Source organism: Streptomyces sp. NPDC006687 (assembly GCF_040636215.1).
Taxonomy (GTDB): Bacteria; Actinomycetota; Actinomycetes; order Streptomycetales; family Streptomycetaceae; genus Streptomyces.
Genome location: NZ_JBEYJJ010000001.1, coordinates 95,430 through 118,821 on the forward strand (window position 1 = coordinate 95,430; position 23,392 = coordinate 118,821).

General features: G+C 73.4%; 23 protein-coding genes and 1 pseudogene. 2 read left to right on the forward strand and 22 right to left on the reverse strand.

Annotated elements, in window-relative coordinates; genetic code table 11:
• Positions 1 to 97 precede the first annotated feature (97 nt).
• Positions 98 to 997, reverse strand: coding sequence for a 30S ribosomal protein S2 (rpsB, locus tag ABZ716_RS00415; RefSeq protein WP_351884071.1), 900 nt, complete (start codon positions 995 to 997; stop codon positions 98 to 100).
• Positions 998 to 1,246: 249 nt separating this feature from the next.
• Between rpsB and ABZ716_RS00420 the strand changes: the two genes are divergently transcribed.
• Positions 1,247 to 1,780 (forward strand): M23 family metallopeptidase, encoded by a 534-nt coding sequence (locus ABZ716_RS00420; RefSeq protein ID WP_358955462.1) that lies wholly within the window; start codon positions 1,247 to 1,249, stop codon positions 1,778 to 1,780.
• Positions 1,781 to 1,832: 52 nt separating this feature from the next.
• On the opposite strand, the gene ABZ716_RS00425 is transcribed toward ABZ716_RS00420, so the two are convergent.
• The 18 genes and pseudogenes from ABZ716_RS00425 to proS all read right to left on the reverse strand — a co-directional run bounded on the left by ABZ716_RS00425 (position 1,833) and on the right by proS (position 16,341).
• Entirely contained in the window at positions 1,833 to 2,390 is a 558-nt protein-coding gene (locus tag ABZ716_RS00425) for a TetR/AcrR family transcriptional regulator (RefSeq protein WP_358955841.1), read from the reverse strand.
• Positions 2,391 to 2,477: 87 nt separating this feature from the next.
• The gene (gene whiG, locus ABZ716_RS00430; RefSeq protein ID WP_358812281.1) at positions 2,478 to 3,314 is read right to left on the reverse strand and encodes an RNA polymerase sigma factor WhiG; all 837 of its coding nucleotides are present in this window, start codon (positions 3,312 to 3,314) and stop codon (positions 2,478 to 2,480) included.
• 239 nt (positions 3,315 to 3,553) lie between these two features.
• A complete protein-coding gene (gene dprA / locus ABZ716_RS00435; protein ID WP_358955464.1) occupies positions 3,554 to 4,711 on the reverse strand; it encodes a DNA-processing protein DprA in 1,158 nt (385 codons plus the stop codon).
• Positions 4,708 to 6,330 carry a YifB family Mg chelatase-like AAA ATPase gene (locus ABZ716_RS00440; RefSeq protein WP_358955467.1) on the reverse strand — a complete coding sequence of 541 codons (1,623 nt, stop codon included), beginning with the start codon at positions 6,328 to 6,330 and terminating at the stop codon, positions 4,708 to 4,710. The genes dprA and ABZ716_RS00440 overlap by 4 nt, the downstream gene beginning before the upstream one ends.
• Positions 6,330 to 6,701 (reverse strand): YraN family protein, encoded by a 372-nt coding sequence (locus ABZ716_RS00445; protein WP_358812271.1) that lies wholly within the window; start codon positions 6,699 to 6,701, stop codon positions 6,330 to 6,332. The genes ABZ716_RS00440 and ABZ716_RS00445 overlap by 1 nt, the downstream gene beginning before the upstream one ends.
• 132 nt (positions 6,702 to 6,833) lie before the next feature.
• Positions 6,834 to 7,142 (reverse strand): DUF2469 domain-containing protein, encoded by a 309-nt coding sequence (locus tag ABZ716_RS00450; RefSeq protein WP_014675276.1) that lies wholly within the window; start codon positions 7,140 to 7,142, stop codon positions 6,834 to 6,836.
• A gap of 55 nt (positions 7,143 to 7,197) precedes the next feature.
• Entirely contained in the window at positions 7,198 to 7,701 is a 504-nt protein-coding gene (locus ABZ716_RS00455) for an NUDIX hydrolase (protein ID WP_358812270.1), read from the reverse strand.
• Positions 7,691 to 8,446, reverse strand: coding sequence for a signal peptidase I (lepB, locus tag ABZ716_RS00460; protein WP_358812269.1), 756 nt, complete (start codon positions 8,444 to 8,446; stop codon positions 7,691 to 7,693). The genes ABZ716_RS00455 and lepB (ABZ716_RS00460) overlap by 11 nt, the downstream gene beginning before the upstream one ends.
• A gap of 60 nt (positions 8,447 to 8,506) precedes the next feature.
• Complete coding sequence (lepB, locus tag ABZ716_RS00465) at positions 8,507 to 9,403, reverse strand: signal peptidase I (RefSeq protein WP_358812334.1); 897 nt, start codon at positions 9,401 to 9,403, stop codon at positions 8,507 to 8,509.
• Positions 9,372 to 10,270, reverse strand: a pseudogene (lepB, locus tag ABZ716_RS00470) (signal peptidase I). Before lepB (ABZ716_RS00470) ends, lepB (ABZ716_RS00465) begins: the two are co-directional and overlap by 32 nt.
• Positions 10,271 to 10,469: 199 nt before the next feature.
• Complete coding sequence (gene lepB, locus ABZ716_RS00475) at positions 10,470 to 11,219, reverse strand: signal peptidase I (protein ID WP_358812268.1); 750 nt, start codon at positions 11,217 to 11,219, stop codon at positions 10,470 to 10,472.
• A 44-nt stretch (positions 11,220 to 11,263) separates the two neighbouring features.
• Positions 11,264 to 11,614, reverse strand: coding sequence for a 50S ribosomal protein L19 (gene rplS / locus ABZ716_RS00480; protein WP_079429989.1), 351 nt, complete (start codon positions 11,612 to 11,614; stop codon positions 11,264 to 11,266).
• Positions 11,615 to 11,747: 133 nt separating this feature from the next.
• Complete coding sequence (trmD, locus tag ABZ716_RS00485; protein ID WP_351884091.1) at positions 11,748 to 12,569, reverse strand: tRNA (guanosine(37)-N1)-methyltransferase TrmD; 822 nt, start codon at positions 12,567 to 12,569, stop codon at positions 11,748 to 11,750.
• Complete coding sequence (rimM, locus tag ABZ716_RS00490) at positions 12,569 to 13,159, reverse strand: ribosome maturation factor RimM (RefSeq protein ID WP_358955469.1); 591 nt, start codon at positions 13,157 to 13,159, stop codon at positions 12,569 to 12,571. Before rimM ends, trmD begins: the two co-directional genes overlap by 1 nt.
• Before the next feature lie 81 nt (positions 13,160 to 13,240).
• Positions 13,241 to 13,480, reverse strand: a complete 240-nt coding sequence (locus ABZ716_RS00495) for an RNA-binding protein (RefSeq protein WP_042810017.1) — start codon at positions 13,478 to 13,480, stop codon at positions 13,241 to 13,243.
• Positions 13,481 to 13,482: 2 nt separating this feature from the next.
• Positions 13,483 to 13,920, reverse strand: a complete 438-nt coding sequence (rpsP, locus tag ABZ716_RS00500; RefSeq protein WP_351884095.1) for a 30S ribosomal protein S16 — start codon at positions 13,918 to 13,920, stop codon at positions 13,483 to 13,485.
• 200 nt (positions 13,921 to 14,120) lie between these two features.
• The gene (locus ABZ716_RS00505) at positions 14,121 to 14,717 is read right to left on the reverse strand and encodes a hypothetical protein (protein ID WP_351884097.1); all 597 of its coding nucleotides are present in this window, start codon (positions 14,715 to 14,717) and stop codon (positions 14,121 to 14,123) included.
• Positions 14,718 to 14,928: 211 nt separating this feature from the next.
• Positions 14,929 to 16,341 (reverse strand): proline--tRNA ligase, encoded by a 1,413-nt coding sequence (gene proS / locus ABZ716_RS00510; RefSeq protein ID WP_351884099.1) that lies wholly within the window; start codon positions 16,339 to 16,341, stop codon positions 14,929 to 14,931.
• 131 nt (positions 16,342 to 16,472) lie between these two features.
• Here proS and ABZ716_RS00515 point away from each other — a divergent pair, with 131 nt between their 5' ends.
• Entirely contained in the window at positions 16,473 to 17,180 is a 708-nt protein-coding gene (locus ABZ716_RS00515; protein ID WP_358955472.1) for a methyltransferase type 11, read from the forward strand.
• A gap of 42 nt (positions 17,181 to 17,222) precedes the next feature.
• On the opposite strand, the gene ftsH is transcribed toward ABZ716_RS00515, so the two are convergent.
• The 3 genes from ftsH to ABZ716_RS00530 all read right to left on the reverse strand — a co-directional run bounded on the left by ftsH (position 17,223) and on the right by ABZ716_RS00530 (position 23,386).
• Entirely contained in the window at positions 17,223 to 19,154 is a 1,932-nt protein-coding gene (gene ftsH / locus ABZ716_RS00520; RefSeq protein WP_358955474.1) for an ATP-dependent zinc metalloprotease FtsH, read from the reverse strand.
• Positions 19,155 to 19,269: 115 nt separating this feature from the next.
• Positions 19,270 to 20,841, reverse strand: coding sequence for a signal recognition particle protein (gene ffh, locus ABZ716_RS00525; protein WP_358812264.1), 1,572 nt, complete (start codon positions 20,839 to 20,841; stop codon positions 19,270 to 19,272).
• Positions 20,842 to 20,944: 103 nt separating this feature from the next.
• A complete protein-coding gene (locus ABZ716_RS00530) occupies positions 20,945 to 23,386 on the reverse strand; it encodes a [protein-PII] uridylyltransferase (protein ID WP_358812263.1) in 2,442 nt (813 codons plus the stop codon).
• Positions 23,387 to 23,392: the final 6 nt, after the last annotated feature.

Genomic DNA, 23,392 nt, shown 5'->3' on the forward strand with positions numbered 1-23,392 from the left:
GTGAACGGCGGAGGAGCGCGCTTGTGGCGCGGCTCCCCCGCCGTCATCGTCCGTGCTGCGAGTGCCCGGCGGATGAACGCCGGGCGCTCTCAGTGGGTCAGCCCTGCTCGGCGGCCGGAGCCTCGGCGTCGGCGGCAGGCGCCTCGGCCTCGGCGGCCGGAGCCTCGGCGGCCTCAGCGGCCGGAGCCTCGGCCGCGGGGGCCTCGGCGTCGGCCTTCTTCTCGCCCTCGAGCAGGTCGCGCTCCCACTCGGCGAGCGGCTCGGCGGCGGCCTTCTCGCCCGGCTTCGAGTCACCGGTAGCGGCGCCGGAGCGGGCGATGAGGCCCTCGGCGACGGCGTCGGCGATCACGCGGGTGAGCAGGGTGACGGAGCGGATCGCGTCGTCGTTGCCCGGGATCTTGTAGTCGACCTCGTCGGGGTCGCAGTTGGTGTCGAGGATCGCGACGACCGGGATGTGGAGCTTGCGCGCCTCACCGACGGCGATGTGCTCCTTCTTGGTGTCGACGATCCAGACGGCGCTGGGAACCTTCGACATCTCGCGGATACCACCGAGGGTCTTCTCCAGCTTGGCCTTCTCGCGGGAGAGGACCAGGAGCTCCTTCTTGGTGAGACCCGAGGCGGCGACGTCCTCGAAGTCGATCGCCTCAAGCTCCTTCAGACGCTGGAGGCGCTTGTAGACGGTGGAGAAGTTGGTGAGCATGCCACCCAGCCAGCGCTGGTTGACGTACGGCATGCCGACGCGGGTCGCCTGCTCGGCGATGGCCTCCTGCGCCTGCTTCTTCGTACCGACGAACATGATGGAACCGCCGTGCGCGACGGTCTCCTTCACGAACTCGTAGGCGCGGTCGATGTACGACAGCGACTGGAGCAGGTCGATGATGTAGATGCCGTTGCGCTCGGTGAAGATGAAGCGCTTCATCTTCGGGTTCCAGCGACGGGTCTGGTGACCGAAGTGGACGCCGCTCTCCAGCAGCTCCCGCATCGTTACGACGGCCATGGCCATCTCCTTGGTTTCTCGGTTTTGGTTCCTGACGCCCCGCCGCGCCCTGCCCCATGAGGGACCGAGAGACGCTGTCAGCCGACCGGAACCGGCCGGCGCTGGGGCGTGCGAAGTCGACCCGGTGACCCGGATCGCCACAAGAAGTGTACGGGACCCGGCGGTATGCCGGGTGACGCCCTTGTCCACACCCTCGGGGCCGTCCACAGGCGCGGGCGGCCCGCGGGGTGGGCGCGGGACCCTGGGCGCATGACGACGACACTGCTGCTCACCGTGGTGCTGGCCCTGTCCCGGGCGCTGTTCCCGGCCCCTGCCGGCGCTCCCGCCGAGGCGCCGTTCCGGGCGGTCCGGCCGCTGCCCCCGCCGCTGTCCGTGACCCGGTGGTGGGACCCTCCGCCGACGCCGTACGCGGCGGGGCACCGGGGGGTGGACCTGGCGGCCCCGGTGGGGGCGCGGGTCCGGGCGGTGGGGCCGGGGCGGGTCCACTACGCCGGCCAGGTGGCGGGGCGGGGCGTGCTCTCACTCACCCTTCCGGGCGGGCTGCGGACCACGTACGAGCCGGTGCGGCCGCTGGTGGCGGAGGGGGAGGCGGTCACTGCGGGCCAGGTGGTGGCGGTGCTCACGGAGGGCTCGCACTGCCCGGGGCCCTGCCTGCACTGGGGGCTCCTGGCCGGGGAGGACGCCTACCGCAACCCGCTGGCGCTGCTCCCGGCGGCCACACCCCGGCTGCTGCCGCCGGCGGGGACGGCCCCGGACCGGGCCGGGCGTGCGGGGGCCGGCTGACCGGGCCGGACCGGACCCTGCCGGGCGGAGCGCGGCGGCCGGACCGGGCTGACTAGCCCCTGACGCCGCGCAGGGCCATCGCGACGGCGGTGGCGGTGATCACGGCGGGGTCCTCGGCGGCGCCGAGCTCGACCCGGCGGGCGGCCGCGTCCACGACCCCCTGGAGCAGCATCGCGGCCAGCCGGGGCTCCGGCTGCCCGAGGGCCTCCAGCGCCTGGACGGTCATCGCGACCAGCCCGCCGTGCGCGGCGCGGATCTTCTCCCGGGCGCCCGCGTCCAGCTCGCCGGCGGAGATCGCCACCACCGCCCGGTGGCGGCGGTCCGCGGCCAGCTCCAGCTGGCAGCGCACATACGCCTCGATCTTCTCCTCGGGGGAGTCCGCGGCTTCCATCGCCGCCTCGATCTCGGCGGCCCAGACGGGGAAGTCCACCGCGCACAGTTCCTCGACCACGGCCGCGCGCGACTTGAAGTACTCGTACACGGAGGACCGGGCGAGGCCGGTCCGCTCGGCGAGGGCGGGGAAGGTCAGGGCCTCGGTCCCGCCTTCCGACAGCAGGGAACGCGCCGCGTCCAACAGGGCGCCGCGCTGCATCGACCGGTGCTCGGCCACGGAGGCCGCTCGAATCCTGGGCACCTCACCACTGTACGGAGGGGCGCAAGCCTCCCCGGCCGGTTCGCCGCTCCGCCCGGGGCTGGCTCAGCGGCCGACGTCGGCGAGCTTGGCGCGCAGTTGGAGCACGGACTTGGTGTGGATCTGGCTGACCCGGCTCTCGGTGACGCCCAGGACGTTGCCGATCTCGGCGAGGGTCAGGCCCTCGTAGTAGTAGAGGGTCACCACCGTCTTCTCCCGCTCGGGCAGGGTGTTGATGGCCCGGGCGAGCAGCCGGCGCAGCTCGCGGTCCTCGGCGATCTCCACCGGGTCCTCGGCGGCGGTGTCCTCCAGGGTGTCCATCAGGGAGAGGCGGTCGCCGCCCTCGCCGCCGACGTGCAGCAGCTCCTCCAGGGCGACCACGTTGGCGAGGGACAACTGGCTGAAGACGGTGTGGAGTTCCTCCACGGCGATGCCCATCTCCCCGGCGACCTCGCCCTCCGTGGGAGTGCGCCGGAGCTGGGCCTCCAGCGTGGCGTAGGCGCGCTCCACGGCGCGGGCCTTCTGGCGCACGGAGCGCGGGATCCAGTCCAGCGCCCGCAGCTCGTCGATCATCGCGCCGCGGATCCGGGTGATCGCGTACGTCTCGAACTTGATGGACCGCTCGATGTCGAACTTCTCGATCGCGTCGATCAGTCCGAAGACCCCGGAGGAGACGAAGTCGGCCTGTTCCACGTTGGGCGGCAGGCCGACGCTGACCCGGCCCGCCACGTATTTGACCAGCGGCGAGTAGTGCAGGATCAGCTGTTCCCGCAGCCGCTCGTCACCGGAGTCCTTGTATGAGCGCCAGAGCAGCTCCAGGGACGAGGGCTCGGCGGACCGCACGCTGCCACGGGCAGCGGGTGGCACCGAAGCGCGGTCGGACCCTGAGGTGTGCTGGGGCATGCTTCGCCTTTGCCGGAGCGGGATTCCTTGGGAGCGTAGCGTGACGAAAGTGTCGCGGTGCGCGAAGAGTACGGGATGGCGCGGGGGCCGAGGGGCGCCCGGACCCGCGCGGGCGGCCCGGGACCGGCGCCTCGCGTACGGCCTGGGCGGCCGCCTCGGGGAAGACCGCGTCTCTCATCGCCTTCACTCTTTCACCGGAACGCCCCAGGTCAACGACCGCCTCGCCGGGGGGCTCCGGATTACGCCTCCCCCCGGGGGCCGTGGCGCGTCAACTGCCAGCCGTCGCCCTGCCGTTCGACGAACCCCAGAGAGTGAAGTTCGTACAGTCTGCCGATGACTTCATCGGTGCCGGTGCCCGCGGCGAGGGAGATCTCGCCGGCGTCGGCGGCCCGGCCGGCGGGGAGTGCTTCGAGGACCCGCGCGGCCGCGGGGTCCAGCAGGTCGCGGGCGAGGACGGGCCCGCGCCGTACCGGGGCCAGCTCGCCCATGTCGCCGACCACCTCGACCACCTCGTCGGCGTCGGTGACCAGGACCCCCTCTCCGCGCAGCAGTTCGTGCACCCCGGCGGAGAGGCCGCTGGTGGCGGGGCCGGGGACGCCTATGGTGAGGCGGCCCAGCCGCTGGGCCCGGCGGGCGGTCACCAGGGAGCCGCTGCGCCGGGCGGCCTCCACGACGACGGTTCCCCGGGTGAGGGCGGCGATGACCCGGTTGCGCAGGACGAACCGGCTGGGGGTCGGGTGGCTGCCGGGGGGCAGTTCGCCCAGCACCAGCCCCTGGCGGGCGATCCGGCCGAGCAGTCCGGCGTGGCCGCGCGGGTAGACGGTGTCCACCCCGCAGGCGAGGACCGCGGCGGTGGCGCCGCCGGAGGCCAGGGCCCCGCGGTGGGCGGCGCCGTCGATGCCGTACGCCGCCCCGGAGACCACCACCCAGCCCCGCTCGGCGAGCCCGGCGGCCAGGGTCTGTGCCATGTGGGCCCCGTACGGGGTGCAGGCGCGGGCGCCGACCACGGCGACCGAGCGCAGGGCCCAGGTCCGCAGGTTCGGCCGGCCCCGCAGCCAGAGCCCCACGGGCCGGGCGTCGCCGAGGTCGTCCAGCTGGGTCGGCCATTCCGCCGAGCCCGGGCAGACGAACCGGATCCCCTCGGCGGCGGCCCGTTCCAGGTCGCGGGCCGGTTCCGCGAGCGCCGCCCGCCTGCGGTATCCGGCGAGCCGCTCGGGGGCCGCCCCGGTCAGCGGCCCGGCCTGCGCACCGGCGCCCGCCCCGCCCAGCATCCGCATCAGGGCGACGGGGCCGACTTCCCGCAGCCAGCGCCCGCCGTGCTCGTCCCCCGGCTCCAGGACCCGGGTCAGCGCGGCCCGGGCCAGCACCTCCGGATCCGGCTGCGCGGCGGCGGTCATGACGGCGCCCCCAGGGCGAGGGCCGCCCCACGGGCGATCCCGGTGCGCAGCTCCAGGGCGACGGCCGCGTCCAGCGCCTCGGGGCGGTCGCGGCCGCGCAGGTCGGCCACCGTCCAGGCGACCCGCAGCACCCGGTCCAGCCCCCGGGCGGTGAGCAGCCCGCGCTCCATCTCCCGCTCGGCCTGCGCCAGGGCGCCGGGCCCGGCGGGCCAGCGGGTGCGCAGCTCGTGCCCGGGCACCTCCGCGTTGAGCCGCCACGGCGTGCCCTCGTACCGGGCGGCGGCCCGCTCCCGGGCCTGACGCACCCGCTCGGCGACGGCCGCCGTGCTCTCGCCCCGCCCTCCCCGGCCCAGCAGGTCGGCGCGGGTGACCGGCTCGGCCTCGACCCGCAGGTCGACCCGGTCGAGCAGCGGGCCCGACAGCCGTGCCTGGTAGCGCCGGACCACCGAGGAGGGGCAGTCGCAGGCGGACCCGCCCAGGGTGTGCCGCCCGCAGGGGCAGGGGTTGGCCGCGAGGACCATCAGGAAGCGGGCGGGCAGCCGTACCACCCCGGCGGCCCGGGCGATGACCACGTGTCCCGATTCCAGGGGCTGGCGCAGGGCGTCGAGCACCTTCCCGCTGAACTCGGCCGCCTCGTCCAGAAAGAGCACTCCCCGGTGGGCCAGGGAGACCGCCCCGGGCCTGGGGATCCCGGCTCCGCCACCGACCAGGGCCTGCATGGTCGCCGAGTGGTGCGGGGCACAGTAGGGGGGACGGGAGACCAGCGGTTCGCCGGGGGGCAGGATTCCCGCGACCGAGTGGACGGCCGTCACCTCCAGGGAGTCCTGGCGGGTGAGCGGCGGCAGGATCCAGGGCAGCCGCTCGGCGAGCATCGTCTTCCCGGCGCCCGGGGGTCCGCTGAGGAAGAGGTGGTGGCCCCCGGAGGCGGCGACCTCCAGGGCCCGGCGGGCCGCGTGCTGGCCCGCCACGTCGGCGAGGTCGGGGGCGTCGGGCGCCTCGGCGCCCCGGGTCAGGCCGGTGCCGAGCCCGGCGCCCGGCAGGACCAGCCCGGCCAGCATCGCGTCCGGGCGGCCCTCCCGCTCCGGCGGGTCCTCCTCGGGCACCGGCGCGTCGGTCAGTACGGCGATCAGCTGCCGCAGGCTGCGCACGCCCAGCACCGACATCTGCGGGACCAGGGCGGCCTCGGCGGCGCACTGCTCGGGCACCACCACCTGCCGGTACCCGGCCTCGGCGGCGGCCACCACGGCCGGCAGGATGCCCCGGACCGGCCGCACCCGGCCGTCCAGGCCGAGCTCCCCGATGAGCACGAGGTCGGCGATCTCTCCGGGGTCCAGCACCTCGGCAGCCCCGAGGACCGCCGCCGCCACGGCCAGGTCGAAATGAGACCCGGACTTCGGTACGGAGGCCGGGCTCAGCCCGACCGTGAGCTTCTTCTGCGGCCAGGGGGCGCCCGAGTTCGCCACCGCCGCCCGCACCCGGTCCCGGCTCTCGACCAGGGTCTTGTCGGGCAGCCCCACCAGGGTGAAGGCCGCCACCCCCGGCTCCAGGTCCGCCTGGACCTCCACCACCACGCCCTCGACGCCGACCAGGGCCACCGAGCAGGTCCGCGCGAACCCCATCAGGCCGCCCCCCTGACGTGCTCCACCACGGGCGCGCCGCGCCGGGGCAGCAGGACCCCGACCAGGTCGATCCGCACCCCGCCCGGTGGCGGCCCCCCGTGGTCGGCTAGCCAGCGTCCGGCGAGCCGGCGCAGCCGCTCGGCCTTCCCGGCCCGGACGGCGGCCATGGGGTGCTCGAAGTCCCCGGCGCGGCGCGTCTTGACCTCGCACACGACGAGGGCGTCCCCGTCCCGCGCGACGATGTCGATCTCCCCGCCCCGGCACCGCCAGTTCCGGGCGATCACCGTCATCCCCGACTCGGTGAGCCTGCGCACGGCGAGCTCCTCGCCGTACCGCCCCAATGCCTGTCGTGCCACGCCCGTCGCGCTCATCCGGCACCACCTCCGGCACCGACGATCCCGCCTCCCGCCCCACCGAGTGGATCTTGGTGGACAACCGGGGTGGTGTGGATATCGCGCTCACCCGTCCGGGCGAGGAGGGGCCCTCGGCGGAGCCCCCTCGGCTCAGCCTCCCGGCAGTTCGAGGTCGCTCTTGTTGAGCTCCTCGATGTTCACGTCCTTGAAGGTCAGCACACGCACCTGCTTGACGAAACGGGCGGGCCGGTACATGTCCCAGACCCAGGCGTCGGCCATCGTGACCTCGAAGAACACCTCACCCTGGACCGAGTGCACCTGCATCTCGTAGTCGTTGGTGAGGTAGAAACGGCGTTCCGTCTCGATCACGTACTTGAACAGCCCGACGACGTCGCGGTACTCCCGATAGAGCTTCAGCTCCATCTCGGTCTCGTACTTCTCGAGGTCCTCGGCGCTCATGGCATGTTCCCCTTCAGCCGTGCGTCCCCCTATTGTGCGCCAGGGCCGTGCGCCCCTAAACGATTTCCGGGGGCAGGACCACCGGAGCGTCCGGGGGACCGTCATCGAGCAGCGTCCTCAGCAGCCCGGCGAGCTTGGTCGGGTACACCGTCTCACGGGCCGCGAGAAGTTCCTCGGAGGTCCACCATCTCGCCCCCGTGACGCTGCGCCGCTCCAGCTCGGTCAGCCCGTCCAGCACGGTCGCGGTCCGCTCGGTCCGGGCCAGGAAGTACCACTCGTCCTGCTCCCAGCGCCGCCCGGCGAAGGGGAAGGAGCAGTAGCGCCGCCACAGCACCGGCCCCAGCTCCACCTCGGTGATCCCCGTCTCCTCCGCGAGCTCGCGCAGCGCGGCCTGCTCACGGGTCTCGTCGCCCTCCAGTCCTCCGCCCGGGGTGAACCACCAGGTGTCGGCGGGATCGTCCGGCTCGAAGCCGTGCAGGAGCAGGATCCGGTCCGCGGGGTCCAGCAGGACCACCCGGGACACCTTCCGCGGCTGCCCGGCGCCCGGCTCAGCGCCCACCGGAGCGCCCCCGCCCGCGCCCCAGCACCCGGGCGACCGGCCCGTAGGCGGCCCCCAGGACGACGAGGGCGGCTCCGGCCACCACCGCGCCCACCTGGAGCCGCAGCGGCCCGGGCTGCGAGGTGCCGCCGGGAAGGGCGGCGAAGGCGCGCGGCCGCTCCAGCATCTGCGGGCCCGGCCACGCCACCGCGTCGACGCGGGCCTCGACCGCCGAGCGGGGAACCGTCCCCTGGCCGGCGTCCTGGAGGTGCGCCCGGGAGTCCAGGGAGCCGGAGCGCCGGTCGCCCATCAGGAAGAGGTTGCCCTCGGGCACGGACACCTCGAAGGAGGTCGTCCCCACGGCCAGCGCGTCGTGCCCGGCCTGGTCCACGTACGGCTCGTCCAGCGGCTTGCCGTTCACGGTCAGCTTGCCGTTCTGACCGCAGCAGGCGACCCGGTCACCGCCGACGGCCACGACCCGCTTGACCATGGGCGAGTCGCTCCACTGGGAGTCCTTGAAGACGACCACGTCCCCCCGGCGCACCTCGGCGCCGCCGATCCGCTCCGCCAGCACCCGGTCGCCGGGCCGGACCGTGGGGACCATGGAGTCCGTGGGCACCGTGTAGGGCTGGTACACCAGTGCCCCCCAGACGAAGCCGCCGAGGAAGAGCGCGAAGCCGATGGCCACGACGATGCCCGACAACGTGTTGCCGAGCCCGCCGCGGCCCTTTCTGCCGCTCCCGCGTATTGCCTGAGTTCCGCCCATTGGTGCGCCCCCATACCCGGAGATGGCCGCCACCCGGCGGCGGCCGGCCTGGGCGGCACCCTACCGGGCGGTAGAGCCCTTGGTCAGCCTCCGCCTGCGCCACAGGACGAGGGGCACCGCGCCCACGAGCCCCAGCGCGGCCGAGTTCACCCCGGCCGATCCGGCCCCGGCGGCCTGCGGCGCGTGCGCGGGCGCCGGGGGCTGCTTGTCGATGCCCTTCTGGTCGAAGGTGGCGGGAACCGGCAGGGTCGCCCAGCGGGTCACCGGCCAGGCGATGACCACGGCCCGGCCCACGACGTCGTCGACGGGCACGAAGCCCTGGGTGGAGTCCTGCATGTGGTAGCGGGAGTCCTGGGAGTCCTGGCGGTGGTCGCCCATCACCCAGATCTTGCCCTTGGGCACGGTGAGCGGCCCGAACGGCATGTCGTCGCAGGGGGTGTTGCCCGGGAAGATGTACGGCTCGTCCAGCGGCTTGCCGTTGACGACGACCGGCCCGCCCCGCTTGCACTCGACGGTGTCCCCGCCGACGGCGATGGTCCGCTTGATCAGGTCCTTCTCCTCGGCGGACGGCATCAGGCCGATCCAGCTGAGGACCTTCTGCACGACGTTGGGCTCGGGGGTGGGCTCCCCGGCCAGCCACTGCGCGGGGTCGTGGAAGACGACGACCTCGCCGCGCTCGGGCTCCGAGCCGAACCAAGGGGTCAGCTTGTCCACCAGCACCCGGTCACCGCGCTGCAGGGTGTTCTGCATCGAGTCGGACGGGATCGAGAACGCCTGGACCAGGAAGGTCTTGATCAGCAGGGCCAGTACCAGGGCGATACCGATGAGGAGCGGGAGTTCCTTCCAGAAGGAACGGTGCTGCTTCTCCTCCGCACCCGCCTCGTCGGTCTCGTGCGTGACGGCATCGTCCGGCCGCTCCTCGCCCTCATCGCGTCCGGATCGAGCGCCTACCGCCACATCCCCCACATCCACTCCTCACTCGGAAAACCACCGCCCGCACCGGAACAGGAACGGGCCCTCCCCTCCCTTAACGAGCGGGAGTTCCCTAGGGCGCGGGAGACCTGGAACACACTATGCGAACGCGGCGGCGCGACGGCGCCGCCCGGGCCGCGGCCTGCGCCCGGAGCGGACGGGATCGGGAACGTCGAGGAAGGTGGCGGGCTGCTCCAGCCGGCGCCAGTGACCGAACGGCCAGGCGATCACCACGGCCCGTCCCACCACGCCCTTCTCGTCGATCGTGCCCTCGAACGCCTCGTCGAGGTGGTAGCGGGAGTCGGCCGAGTTGGCGCGGTGGTCGCCCATCACGAAGAGCCGCCCGGCGGGTACGCGCACCTCGAAGGGGATGTCCGAGGGAGAGTTCCCGGGTGACACGTAAGGCTCATCGAGCGGACGCTTGTTGACGGTCACCCGGCCCCGGTTGTCGCAGCAGGCCACGGTGTCGCCGCCGATGCCGACGACCCGCTTGATCAGGTCCTGCTCGTCGGCCGACGGCAGCAGGCCGATGAAGGTCAGGGCCTGCTTGATCTGCTTCACCCCGGCCGGGTCCTGGGCCGGCCGGGACGCCTCGCCCTTGAGCCAGCCTCCGGGGTCCTTGAAGACGACCACCTCGCCCCGCTCGACCTTGGAGCCGAACCAGGGGGTCAGCTTGTCCACCAGCACCCGGTCGCCGATCCGGATCGTCTGCTCCATCGAGCCGGACGGGATGAAGAACGCCTGGACCAGGAAGGTCTTCAGGACCAGGGCGATGCACAGGGCCACGGCCACCAGCAGCGGCAGCTCACCGGCCCGCCGGGTGCGCCGGCGCCGGCGCACCTTGCGCGCCATCCGCCGCCGCTGAGCCCGCCCGCCGCCCTCCGACGGCTCGGACTGCTTGGAATGCCCGGACTGCCCGGACGGCTTCGACGGCCCGGACGGGCGCGAGGGCCGTGCGGACCCGGACGGCTCCGAGGGCTCCGGCGGCGGCTCCGAGGGCACCGGCTCCCGGCGCGGCTCGCGCTCCCGTCCGCCCCGCGGACGCCCCCGGCTACCCATGCGGGCCCCCGGCCGCGGCCTTCCCCGGCAGCGAGCCCCAGCGCGAGGCCGGCCAGCCGATCCAGTCGGCCCGCCCGATCACCTTCTCCACCGGCACCATCCCGCCGCCCGGCTCCCCCAGGTGGTCCCGGGAATCGCGGGACTGGCTGCGGTGGTCACCCATGACCCACAGGGTCCCCAGCGGGACCACGATCCGGAACGGCACCTCCGAGGGCGTGTCCCCCGGGTACAGGTACGGCTCCGCGACGGGGACCCCGTTGACCCGGATCCGGCCGCCCGCGTCACAGCACACCACGTCGTCCCCGCCGACCCCCACGACCCGCTTGACGAAGTCGGTGTCGGAGGGCTCCGCCAGGCCGAGCGCCGAGGCGGCCCCGTGCAGGGCGTCGCCGACCGGGTTGCCGCGGGCGGGTTCCCGTACGAAGGAGCCGGTGCCGTCGAAGACCACCACGTCACCGCGCCGGGGCGTAGAGCCGAAACGGTACGCCAGCTTGTTCACCAGGATCCGGTCCCCGACCTCCAGGGTCGGCTCCATGGACCGGCTCGGGATCAGGAAGGGCTGCACCACGAAATTGCTGACCAGCAGCAGGAAGACCGTGCAGACCACGCCCAAGACGGCGGCCCGCCGCCAGGGCCCCTTGCCCAGGGAGGCGCGCGCCCGGGAAAAAGCAGAGCGCGGCCGCCCCTCCCCCTGTTCGGGGGAGGAGTGGCCGCGCTGTGTGAGCTCTGCTTCGGTGTCCATCGGGGGCGAGCCTATCCGGCCGTCCCCGGAACCCGGAGAGGAGATCAGCGGTCGCGCTTCTCCTTGATCTTCGCGGCCTTGCCGCGGAGCTCACGGAGGAAGTACAGCTTGGCGCGACGCACGTCACCGCGGGTGACGAGCTCGATCTTCTCGAAGATCGGGGAGTGGACCGGGAAGGTACGCTCCACGCCGACGCTGAAGGAGACCTTGCGGACGGTGAAGGTCTCCGAGACGCCAGAGCCCTGGCGGCGGATGACAACACCCTTGAACTGCTGGATACGGGAGCGGTTGCCCTCGATCACGCGGACGTGCACGTTGATCGTGTCACCCGGGCGGAAGGCCGGGACGTCCGTACGCAGGGAGGCGGAGTTGACGCCATCGAGCAGGTGAGACATGAGTTCGTCTGCTTTCTTCGCACGACGCCACAGGTCGTCGGTGCGGGGTTTCCGTAGAGAATTCGAGAGCCGTGCCACCCGGCGGACGACGGTCCCCCTGTGGCAGGGGCGCCCGCGAGCACACAGCAGCCGCCTATTCTTCCACGGCCTGCGGCCTGCGCCAAAATCGGCCGTCTCCGGACGGCTTCCAGCCCAGGATGCTCAGGATCTCCCGGTCCTTCTTGTCGAAGGCGGAGGCGTCGCAGCGCTCGATCAGGTCGGGCCGGTTCTCCGCGGTGCGGCGGAACGCCTCGTCCCGGCGCCACCGGGCGATCTTCCCGTGGTGGCCGCTGAGCAGCACCTCGGGGATCGCGCGCCCGCGCCACTGCGGGGGCTTGGTGTAGACGGGGCCTTCCAGCAGGTTGGCCATCTCGCCCGGGGCGAAGGAGTCGTCGCGGTGCGACTCGGCGTTGCCGAGCACCCCGGGCAGCAGCCGGGCCACGGCCTCGGTGACGACCAGGACGGCCGCCTCGCCGCCCGCCAGCACGTAGTCGCCGATGGAGACCTCGTAGACCGGCATGCGGGTGGCGTACTCGTCCATAACCCGGCGGTCGATGCCCTCGTAGCGGGCCGGCGTGAAGATGAGCCAGGGGCGCTCGGAGAGCTCGACGGCCAGTTCCTGGGTGAAGGGCCGGCCGCTGGGGGTGGGCACGACCATGACGGGGCCGTGCGCGCCGGACTCGTAGCCCTCGGCCAGGGCCGCGTCCAGGGCCTCGCCCCAGGGCTCGGTCTTCATGACCATGCCGGGTCCGCCGCCGTACGGGGTGTCGTCCACCGTGTTGTGCCGGTCGTACGTCCAGTCCCGCAGGTCGTGCACGTGGACGTCGAGCTGCCCGCGGGCCCGTGCCTTGCCGACGAGGGAGACGTTCAGGGGCTCCAGGTACTCGGGGAAGATCGTGACGACGTCGAGCCGCATCAGGCGTCGTCCCCGGAGTCCGCGGCCCGGGCCGCCTCGCCGCCCTCGGCCTCGGCATCGCGGGCGGAGGCGATCACGGCGCGGTCGTCGATCAGCCCCGGCGGCGGGGTGATGACACAGCGCTGCTCCTCCAGGTCGATCTCGGCGACGATCTCCTCCACGAAGGGGATCATGACCTCTGAGCCGTCCGGGCGCTCGACGATGAACAGGTCCTGCGAGGGCAGGTGGGAGATCTCGGTGATCCGGCCGATCTCCGTACCGTCCTCCAGCACTACGTCCAGGTCCATCAGCTGGTGGTCGTAGTACTCGTCCTCCTCCTCGGGCAGCTCCGCGGGGTCCACGTCCGCGATGAGGAGGATGTTGCGCAGCGCCTCGGCGCCGGTGCGGTCCCGTACGCCCTCGAAGCGCAGCAGGAGCCGGCCGCTGTGCACCCGCCCCGTCTCGATGGTCAGCGGACCCGCCGACGCCGGCTCGGTGCGGAGCACGGCGCCGGGGCTGAGCCGCTGCTCGGGCTCGTCCGTGCGCACCTCGACGGTGACCTCACCCTTGATCCCGTGGGCGCGGCCGATCCGCGCGACTACGAGCTCCACTGTTTGCCTCTCCTGTTCAGACGACGACGGGCCGGGGCGGGCACGAATGCCCTCCCCGGCCCGTGCCGGTGATTCAACTGCTCAGCGGACCTGGTCCACGTCGACGAGGTCGACGCGGATCCCCCGCCCGCCGATGGCGCCCACGACGGTCCGCAGTGCACGTGCGGTGCGGCCGTTGCGGCCGATCACCTTGCCGAGGTCCTCGGGGTGCACCCGGACCTCGAGCACCTGCCCGCGGCGCAGGTTGCGCGAGGCGACCTGCACGTCGTCGGGGTTGTCCACAATGCCCTTTACGAGGTGCTCAAGAGCCTCCTCGAGCATGCTCAGGCCTCGGTCGACTCGGCGGTGGCCTCAGCCTCGTCCGCCTTCTTGTCGGCCTTCTTCTTCTGCGTGATGGCCTCGCCCTTGCCCTCGCCGATGCCCTCGAGGGCCTTGGCGAACTCGTCGAAGGAGCGACGCTTGTCTTCCTTCGTCTCCGGCTGGAGCAGCGGCGCGGGGGCCGGGAGGCCCTTGTGCGCCTGCCAGTCACCGGTGAGCTTCAGGATGGCGAGAACGGCGTCGGTGGGCTGGGCGCCCACGGAGAGCCAGTACTGCGCGCGCTCGGCGTTGACCTCGATGCGCGAGGGGTTGTACGTCGGCTGGTAGATGCCGATCTCCTCGATCGCGCGGCCGTCCCGGCGGGTGCGGGCGTCGGCGACGACGATGCGGTAGTGAGGGGAGCGGATCTTACCGAGGCGCTTGAGCTTGATCTTGACTGCCACTGGAGTGGTGTCTCCTGAACTTGACGTGGTTGGGCACTTGAGATGCCACGTGGGGTTGCGGTACTCGGATGCCCGATGGACGCGTCAGCCGGAGGAGAGAGGGGTCCTGTGCGACTGTCGAGTACAGCTGCCCATTGTGCCACATGCCCGCGGCGCCTCCGAGCGGGGAGGACACCACTCCGCCCGCCCGGGGCACCACGTCAGGACGCGGCCGCGGTGGCCACCTCGGGGATGCGGAACGGCTTCATGCAGCCGCCGCACACGATCGGCGCCTGCGCCAGCACGGAGGGGACGACCCGTACGTTGCGCCCGCAGTCGCACACCGCCTTGACGCGGACGCCGCCGCCCGAGGAGCCGTGCCGGGCTGCCGGTCCGCGGAAGCTGCGCTTGGTGTCGGCGGCGGTGGCGACCGTGTGCGCCTTGAGGGCGCGCTGGAGCCGCTCGATCGTGGGACGGTAGCGCTTCTTGGCCTCGGGATTGAGATAGACCAGGGAGAACCCGCTGCTGGCGTGCGGTTCCTCGGAGTGGTCCAGCCCCATCTCCTCGGCGATCGCGAGGAATCTGCGGTTGTGGTAGCGGCCTGCTCGGGAGGTGTCACGGACCCCGCGGGCGGCCGCGATGCCGTGGACTGCCTCGTGCAGCAGTCGCTCGAAGGAGAGCTCGGCGCCACAGGCGGACGAGGACTCTCCGATCAGGGACTCGGGCGCGGCAAGGTCAGGCAGCTCGGGGTGGTACCGCTGAATGTCGGCCCACGCCTGCGCCAGCTCTGCGGCGAGAACAGGTGGTGTCGTGCTCACGTCGTGACAACGAGCCGGGGTGCCCCGGTGTTCCGATTCCGGGCCATTCCAAATTTTTTGCACGTACCAGTCAGTTCAGCCTCATGCGTCCTGACGAGGACGGGTGCGCCGATCTCCGGAGGAGTCGGTACGTAACGCCGACGGCACGAACCAGCCCCCGGCGTGCGGCCGAAAACCGCGCGCCGGGGGCTGGAGGAAAGGCTCGGTGGGCTCAGTACGAGCGCGCGACGATCGCGAGGGTACCCGGGGCGTCGTCCGCCTCCGGCACCGACCCGTCCTCGGCCACCAGGCAGCGGACGGTCACGGCCTGCTCGCCGAGCTTGGCCTCGCCCTCCGCGCCCAGGACGCTCCACGGGATCCGCGCCCAGCCGCCGGCGAGGGCGGCCTCGGCGGCCTCCTCGATGGTGGCGACGTCGCTCGTACGGGAGATCCGGCGCTCGCGGGACTCGCGCAGCAGCTGGGCCTGGTCCTCGTCGAGCACCTTGGGCAGCAGGTCGGCCAGCGCGTCGATCTGCACCGGCTCCTTCCCGCCGGGGATCCGGCGGGCCAGCATGGCCGTGCCGTTCTCCAGGTCGCGCGGGCCGATCTCGATGCGGACCGGTACGCCCTTGAGCTCCCAGTCGACGGCGCGGCGGCCGAAGGGGGTGTCGACCCGGTCGTCCACGTGCACGCGCAGGCCCGCGGCCTTCAGCTGCGCACCGAGTTCGCGGACCTTGGCCACGGCCTCGTCGCCCTTGATCGCCATGACGACGACCTGGACGTGCGCCAGACGCGGCGGGACGCGCAGGCCGTTGTCGTCGCCGTGGGACATGATCAGGCCGCCGACCATACGGGTGGAGACACCCCACGAGGTCTGCCAGACCAGCTCCTGCTGCCCCTCCTTGGAGAGGTAGGAGGTGTTGAACGCCTTGGCGAAGTTGGTGCCGAGCTCGTGGCTCGTGCCCATCTGGAGGGCCTTGCCGTCGCCCATCATGCCCTCGAGGGTGAGGGTGTTGATGGCGCCGGCGAAGCGCTCCTTGGGGGTCTTGCGGCCGAGCACGACATCGATGCCGAGCACGTTGGTCATGAAGTCGCCGTACACGTTCCGGTGAATGTGCGCGGCGTAGTCGCGGGCGTCCTCGTAGGTGGCGTGGGCGGTGTGGCCCTCCTGCCAGAGGAACTCGCTCGTACGGAGGAACACGCGCGGGCGCATCTCCCAGCGGACGACGTTGGCCCACTGGTTGATCAGCAGGGGCAGGTCCCGGTAGCTCTGGACCCACTTGGAGAAGTAGTCGTTGATGATCGTCTCGGAGGTGGGCCGGACGACGACCGGCTCGTCCAGCTCCTTGCCGCCGCCGTGGGTGACGACCGCGAGCTCGGGGGCGAAGCCCTCGACGTGCTCGGCCTCCCGCGTCAGGTACGACTGCGGGATGAACAGCGGGAAGTAGGCGTTCTGGGCACCGGCGTCCTTGATCCGGGCGTCCATCTCCTGCTGCATCCGCTCCCACAGGCCGTAGCCGTACGGGCGGATGACCATGGTGCCGCGGACCGGACCGTTGTCGGCCAGCTCGGCCTTGTTGATCAGATCCTGGTACCAGCGGGGGAAATCCTCCGCCTGCGGGGTGAGAACGGGTGCCTTTGCCATGGCGCGAATGGTACGGCGCCGGGCACCGGATGCGTGAATCGGGTGGCGCACTCCTCTGGACGCGGGGGCGGATGGGGAGTTCTCTGGCAACGGGGGCAAGGGGGCGAGACGGAATCAGGAGCGCTCTTTCGATGACACCGACGCCGACGGCGACGCTCGTCGCCCGGGACTGGGCGGAGATCCAGGAACGGATGCTGGTACCGCTGTACGAGGCGGTCTACGACCGGCTGGAGGTCGGGCCGGGCATCCGGCTGCTGGGCCTCGGGTGCGGGGCCGGGCTGCCCCTGCTGCTGGCCGCCGGGCGGGGCGCCGCCGCCACGGGTGTGGAGGCGGATCCGGCCCGGCGGGCGCTGGCCCGGGAGCGGCTGCTGGAGGTGGTGGCCGCGCCCCCGGTGCCCGCGGCCCGCCCCTACGACGTGCTGCTGGCCTTCGATCCCGGTCCGGGGGTCCTGGCGGCGGCCCTGCCCGCGGTCCGGCGGGGCGGGGCGGTGGTGCTGGCCGGCTGGGGGCCGGCGGAGCGGTGCACGGTGCCGGCGGTGCTGGGCGGCGGGCCGGTGGTCCGGGACCTGGACGCGGTGGCGGAGGACGCCGGGCTGGTGCCGGACGGGTCGGGGCGGGTGTTCTGCCCGTTCGGGCACGCCGACACGGACAGCGCCGTGCGCGGGCTGCTGTCGACCGGGATGTACCCCGTCGCGGGGACCGTGGCGGGGCACGGCGGGGCCGCGGACCTCGCGCTGGCGGAGAAGGAGCTGGCGGAGGCGCTTCACCCGTACGAGCGGGCCGACGGCGCCGTCTGGCTGCCGAACATCCTGCGGTACGTCATCGCCCGGGTGGCGTAGCGCGTACGGCGCGGCGGGCGCCCCCGCCGTCCGGCCCGGCCCTCAGCGGGTGCCGTGGTCCTTGGCGAGGCGGGGGATCCCGGCCGCCTCGTACGCCGCGTGCTCGTCCAGGGTCTCGGCGGCCAGGAGGGCCTCGGCCAGGGCGTCGAGTTTCGGGCGGTGTTCGACGAGCAGGCGGCACGCCTCCTGGTAGCAGTCGTCCACGATCCGCCGCATCTCGTGGTCCACGGCGTCGAGGGTGGCGGGGGCGGCGGTCAGCCCGTACGGGCCCTGCCCGTCGGACGGCAGCACGGTCAGGCGGCCGACGCGCTCGCTCATGCCCCAGCGTCCCACCATGCCGCGGACGATGTTGGTGACCTGTTCGAGGTCGCTCTCGGCGCCCGTGGTGATCACGTTGTACACCACGTGCTCGGCGGCCATGCCCCCGAGCGCGCCGATGATGCGGCCGCGCAGGTAGGGCTCGGTGTACGCGTAGCGGTCCGCGTCCGGGGTGGAGAGGGTGACGCCGAGGGCGCGGCCGCGCGGCACGATGGTGATCTTGCGGACGGGGTCGGCGCCCGGCTGGAGCATGCCCAGCAGGGCGTGGCCACTCTCGTGGTAGGCCGTGCGGCGGCGCTCCTCCTGCGGCATCACCAGCGGGCGCTCGGCGCCCAGCTGGACCTTCTCCAGGGCGTCGGAGAGATCGGCCTGGGTGACGGCGTCCTGCCGGCGCTTGACGGCCAGCAGGGCGGCCTCGTTGGCCAGGTTGGCGAGCTCGGCGCCGGTCATCCCCGGGGTGGTGGCGGCCACCCGGGCGAGGTCCACGCCGGGCGCGAGGGGGATGTCGCGGGTGTGGATGCGCAGGATGGCCTCGCGGCCCGCCTTGTCGGGCGGGGAGACGGCGACCGTGCGGTCGAAGCGGCCGGGGCGGGTCAGGGCGGGGTCGAGGACGTCGGCGCGGTTGGTCGCGGCGATGACGACCACGCCCTCGGAGCCGGAGAAGCCGTCCATCTCGGTGAGGATCTGGTTGAGGGTCTGCTCGCGCTCGTCGTGGCCGCCCATGGCGGCGGAGCCGCCGCGGGCCCGGCCGATGGTGTCGATCTCGTCGATGAAGATGATCGCCGGAGCCACCTTGCGGGCCTCGGTGAACAGCTCGCGCACCCGGGAGGCGCCGACGCCGACGATCATCTCGATGAACTCGGAGGCGGACGCCGAGAAGAACGGCACCCCCGCCTCGCCCGCGACGGCCCGTGCCAGGAGGGTCTTGCCGGTGCCGGGCGGGCCGGACAGGAGGACGCCGCCGGGCATGCGGGCGCCCAGCCTGCGGTACTGGGCCGGGTTCTTGAGGAAGTCCACGACCTCGCTGAGCTCGCCCTCGACCTCGTCGATCCCGGCCACGTCCTCGAAGGTGGTGCGCTGGGCGCCCTCCAGCTCGACGGGCCGGGGCGGCGCCTTGCGGCCGAACCCGCCGGCCCCGCCGAGGGCCGAGCCCATCCGGCGGGCGATCAGCAGCCACAGGGCGACCAGGAGCAGCATCGGGGCGAGGGAGAGCAGCAGGTTGGCGAGAAAGCTGCGCTGTTCGACGACCGGGGAGGCGGTGACGGTGACGCCCTTGGAGGTGAGGTCGTTCCAGAGCTGGTCGTCGGCGAAGGCGGGGCGCTGGGTGACGAACTTGCGGTAGTCGCCGTGGCCGCCGGGGACGGGCTGCTCCGTCTTCAGCTCGCCCTGGATGGCGTCGCCCTTGGAGTAGATCTTCTCGACGTTGCCGGCGCCGACCTGCTTGCTGAACTCGGTGTACGAGACGGTCGGCCCGTCGCCCTCGTTGAAGAAGGACAGCACGACGTTGGTGATCAGGAAGACGATCAGGGCCACGAGGATCAGCCCGCGCCAGCCGCCGGGCGGCTTCCTGCGGGGCGGCGGGCCGGGCGGGGCGCCCTCGGAGCGCCAGGGGGTGTCGGCCCGGTCTCGCGGCGGTACGGGGGTGGGGCTGGGCACGGGGGCGCCTCCTTATGCCGTCCTCCCGGCCGACCATAAGGGACAATCCACCCCCTTGCCCGCGCAACGGAAGGCCCCGCCGTGCGTGCACGGCGGGGCCCCTCTCGTACGGCCGCTACTTCATGAACTTCTTGAACTCGTCCGGCAGGTCGAAGTCCTGGCCGGGCTGGCCGCCGCCCGCCGGGAGCCCGAACGGGCTGCCGCCGGCGGGGAGGCCGGGCTGGGGGCCCTGCTCGCGCCGGGCCGCGGCCTCGGCCTCCTCCTGCTTGCGCTTCATCGGGTTGCCGCTCTTGCGCTTGCCCTTGGCCTGCTTGACCTGCTTCTTCTGCCGGCCGGGGCCGCCGCCCATCCCGGGGATGCCGGGCATCCCCGGCATGCCGCCGCCCTGGGCCATGCGGGACATCATCTTGCGGGCCTCGAAGAACCGCTCGACCAGGCCCTTGACGGCGCTGACCTCGGCGCCGGAGCCCTTGGCGATACGGGCGCGGCGCGAGCCGTTGATGATCGTCGGGTCCTGGCGCTCGGCCGGGGTCATCGACTTGATGATCGCGGCCATGCGGTCGACGTCCCGCTCGTCGATGTTGTTGATCTGCTCCTTGATCTGGCCCATGCCCGGGAGCATTCCCAGGAGCTTGGAGAGGGAGCCCATCTTGCGGACCTGCTCCATCTGGGCCAGGAAGTCGTCGAGCGTGAACTCCTTGGGGCCCTTGGCGAGCTTGGCCGCCATCTTCTCGGCCTCGGCCTGCGAGAAGGTCTTCTCGGCCTGCTCGATGAGGGTGAGCATGTCACCCATGTCGAGGATCCGGCCCGCCATGCGGTCCGGGTGGAAGGCGTCGAACTCGTCCAGCTTCTCGCCGTTCGAGGCGAACATGATCTGCTTGCCGGTGACGTGCGCGATGGAGAGCGCGGCACCGCCGCGGGCGTCGCCGTCGAGCTTGGAGAGCACCACGCCGTCGAAGCCGACGCCGTCGCGGAACGCCTCGGCGGTGTTGACCGCGTCCTGGCCGATCATGGCGTCGACGACGAAGAGGATCTCGTCGGGGCTGACGGCGTCGCGGATGTCCGCGGCCTGCTGCATCAGCTCGGCGTCGATGCCGAGGCGGCCGGCGGTGTCGACGATGACGATGTCGTACTGCTTGGTCCGGGCGTACTCGATGGAGTCCTTGGCCACCTGGACCGGGTCGCCGACGCCGTTGCCGGGCTGCGGCGCGTAGACCGCGACGCCGGCGCGCTCGGCGACGACGCTGAGCTGGTTGACGGCGTTGGGGCGCTGGAGGTCGCAGGCGACGAGCAACGGGGAGTGGCCCTGGCCCTTGAGCCAGAGGCCGAGCTTTCCGGCGAGGGTGGTCTTACCGGCACCCTGGAGACCGGCCAGCATGATCACGGTGGGGGCGGTCTTGGCGAACCGGAGGCGGCGGGTCTCACCGCCGAGGATGGAGACCAGCTCGTCGTTGACGATCTTCAGGACCTGCTGGCCCGGGTTCAGCGCGCGGCTGACCTCCTCGCCGCGGGCGCGTTCCTTGACGTTCGCGATGAAGGAGCGGACGACCGGGAGGGCGACGTCGGCCTCGAGGAGGGCGATACGGATTTCCCGCGCCGCAGCGTCGATGTCCTGCTCGGAGAGGCGGCCTTTGCCCCGGAGGGACTTGAAGGTCGCGCTGAGGCGGTCGGAAAGCGTATCGAACACGGTGGTCGCGATTCCTCGGGTCGGGGGCGTGATGGTCGCCCCCCAGGGTATCCGCCCCCGCCACCCCCCGGGGGCGGGGTGGCGGGGGCGCTGCGCGCGGCGGTTACGCGAGGGCCGACTCGACCGACGCCGCGAGGGCCGCGGCCGCCGCGGGCGGCAGGGGTTTGCCGTCGGGGTCCACCACGTAGACGGTGTCCACCGCGTTGGCCCCCAGCGTGGAGACGTGCGCGCTGCGGACCCGGACCCCCGCCGACTCCAGGGCCCGCCCGATCCGGTGCAGCAGGCCCACCGCGTCGGGGGCGCGGACCTCCAGGACGGTGGCCAGGGGGGAGACGTCCGGGACCACCGTGACGCGGGGCGGCGGCGGGACGACCCCGCGCCGGCGGGGGTACGCGGCTTCGCGGCCGGCCAGCTTCGCGGGGACGTCCAGCGAGCCCTCCAGCGCCCGGACCAGATCGGTCCGCAGCCGGGCCGCCTGAGGCAGCGCCCCGTACTCCGCCGCGACCCGCCACCGCAGCACCAGTACCTCGCCCAGATGCTCCGGCAGCTCCAGGAACCGCAGGTCCGCCGCCCGCACCGTGAGCCGGTGCAGCGCCAGCACCCCGGCCACCGCCGGGAGCACGCCGGGCCGGTCCGGGACGGCCACGAGCAGCTCGGCCCCGACGGCGTCGTCCTCCTCCTGCTGGGCGTGCAGGCTGAGCACCGGCTCCCCGGTGCGCAGCGCCTCCAGCGCCAGGCGCTCCTGCGCGGCGGGCTCGGCGGCGGGCCGCTCCGGCCCGGGGCCGGCGGGCGGGGCCCCGTTCAGCACGGCGGCGGCCCGCCGCACCAGGTCGGCCACCAGGGAGGCCCGCCAGGTGCTCCACGCCGCCGGGCCGGTGGCCAGGGCGTCGGCCTCGGTCAGGGCGTGCAGGATCTCCAGGGTGCCGGCCGACCCGACGGCCCGGGCCACGGCCGTGACGGTCGCCGGGTCGTCGAGGTCCCGCCGGGTGGCGGTGTCCACGAGCAGCAGGTGGTGGCGGACGAGGGTGCCGAGCACGGCGGTGTCCTCGGCGTCGAAGCCCACCCGGGCGGCCATGTCGCGCGCGATGGTCTCGCCGGCGACGGAGTGGTCGCCGGGCCAGCCCTTGCCGATGTCGTGCAGCAGGGCCGCCATCAGCAGCAGGTCGGGCCGGCCGACCCGGCGGGTCAGCGCCGAGGCCCGTACGGCCGTCTCGATCAGGTGCCGGTCCACCGTCCAGGTGTGCACGGGGTTGTGCTGGGGCCGGCAGCGCACCCGCTCCCAGTCGGGCAGCAGACGGGTGATCAGCCCCTCGGCCTCCAGCGCCTCCCACACCCCCACCATCGGCTCCCCCGCCCCCAGCAGGGTCAGCAGCTGCTCCCGCGCCTCGGCTGGCCAGGGCACGGGCAGCGGCCGGGCCTGCGCGGCGAGGCGGCGTACGGCGTGCAGCGAGACGGGCAGTCCGGCCTGCGCGGCCGCCGCCCCCAGCCGCAGCGGCAGGACGGGGTCCCGCTCGGGCCGGGCGGCGAGCGCCAGCACGGCCTCCCCCTCGGACTCCACCACCCCTTCGGCGAGCGGGGCCCGCTCGGCGGCGGCCGCCGCCCCCCGGGTGCCCAGCAGCCCCCGCAGCCTCGGCCGGGCGGCCCGGGCCCGCAGGACCCGTCCGACCTCCCGCCAGGTGACGTCACCGGCGTAGGCGATCACCCGGGCGGCCTCGTACACCTCGCGCAGCAGCGCGTCCGCGTCGAGCAGCCCCAGCCGGGCGGCGACCTGGGGCTGTTCCTGGAGGGAGAGCCGGTCGGTGGCCCGGCCGGTGACCAGGTGCAGCGCGTCCCGCGCGTCCAGCAGCCGGCGCCGGGCCTCGGTGAGCCCCTCGCGCGGGGCGTCGGCCAGCCAGGAGGCGGCGACGGCCCGCAGGACGGTGGCGTCGCGGATCCCGCCGCGCGCCTCCTTCAGGTCGGGTTCCAGCAGGAACCGCAGCTCCCCGGCCCGTTCGGCGCGCTCCCGGCACAGGGCGTGCAGCTCGGGCAGCCGTCTGGGGGCCTGGTTGCGCCAGTCGGCGAGCACCGAGGTGCGCAGTCCGGCGAGGAGTCCGGCGTCGCCCGCGACGAGCCGGGCGTCGAGCAGTCCGAGGTGGGCCTTGAGGTCCTCGGCGGCGACCTTGCGGGCCTCGCCGGGGGTCCGTACGGAGTGGTCGAGGGAGACTCCGAGGTCCCACACGGGGTACCAGAGGCGGTCGGCGAGGGCGCCCAGGTCGCGGGGGCGGGCCTTGCCGTCGTGGAGCAGCAGCAGGTCCAGGTCGCTGCGCGGGGAGAGCTCCCCGCGTCCGTAGCCGCCGACGGCGACGAGGGCCGCGCCCCGTACGCCGGCCTCCTGGGCGGCGGTGGTGAACAGACCGTTCAGCCACTGGTCGGTCAGGGCGGAGAGAGCGCAACGCCGTGACGGCCCGGACCGCGGCTCCTCCTGGAGGAGCCGCAGCCGGGCCGCGGCGTAGCCGCTGGGTCCCGAGCCGGCGGGGTCTTGCGTGGTCTCTTCGACGCTCGTCACCCGGGA

What these genes read in the sequence shown, in the direction of transcription:
- ABZ716_RS00440 (WP_358955467.1), bottom strand. Translation starts at nt 6,330, where the DNA reads ATGGGGTTCGCGCGGACCTGCTCGGTGGCCCTGGTCGGCGTCGAGGGC.
- ABZ716_RS00420 (WP_358955462.1), top strand. Translation starts at nt 1,247, where the DNA reads ATGACGACGACACTGCTGCTCACCGTGGTGCTGGCCCTGTCCCGGGCG.
- rplS (WP_079429989.1), bottom strand. Translation starts at nt 11,614, where the DNA reads ATGTCTCACCTGCTCGATGGCGTCAACTCCGCCTCCCTGCGTACGGAC.
- ABZ716_RS00495 (WP_042810017.1), bottom strand. Translation starts at nt 13,480, where the DNA reads ATGCTCGAGGAGGCTCTTGAGCACCTCGTAAAGGGCATTGTGGACAAC.
- ABZ716_RS00515 (WP_358955472.1), top strand. Translation starts at nt 16,473, where the DNA reads ATGACACCGACGCCGACGGCGACGCTCGTCGCCCGGGACTGGGCGGAG.
- lepB (WP_358812269.1), bottom strand. Translation starts at nt 8,446, where the DNA reads ATGGGCGGAACTCAGGCAATACGCGGGAGCGGCAGAAAGGGCCGCGGC.
- whiG (WP_358812281.1), bottom strand. Translation starts at nt 3,314, where the DNA reads ATGCCCCAGCACACCTCAGGGTCCGACCGCGCTTCGGTGCCACCCGCT.
- rpsB (WP_351884071.1), bottom strand. Translation starts at nt 997, where the DNA reads ATGGCCGTCGTAACGATGCGGGAGCTGCTGGAGAGCGGCGTCCACTTC.
- proS (WP_351884099.1), bottom strand. Translation starts at nt 16,341, where the DNA reads ATGGCAAAGGCACCCGTTCTCACCCCGCAGGCGGAGGATTTCCCCCGC.
- dprA (WP_358955464.1), bottom strand. Translation starts at nt 4,711, where the DNA reads ATGACCGCCGCCGCGCAGCCGGATCCGGAGGTGCTGGCCCGGGCCGCG.
- trmD (WP_351884091.1), bottom strand. Translation starts at nt 12,569, where the DNA reads ATGCGGCTCGACGTCGTCACGATCTTCCCCGAGTACCTGGAGCCCCTG.
- lepB (WP_358812268.1), bottom strand. Translation starts at nt 11,219, where the DNA reads ATGGACACCGAAGCAGAGCTCACACAGCGCGGCCACTCCTCCCCCGAA.
- ABZ716_RS00450 (WP_014675276.1), bottom strand. Translation starts at nt 7,142, where the DNA reads ATGAGCGCCGAGGACCTCGAGAAGTACGAGACCGAGATGGAGCTGAAG.
- ABZ716_RS00445 (WP_358812271.1), bottom strand. Translation starts at nt 6,701, where the DNA reads ATGAGCGCGACGGGCGTGGCACGACAGGCATTGGGGCGGTACGGCGAG.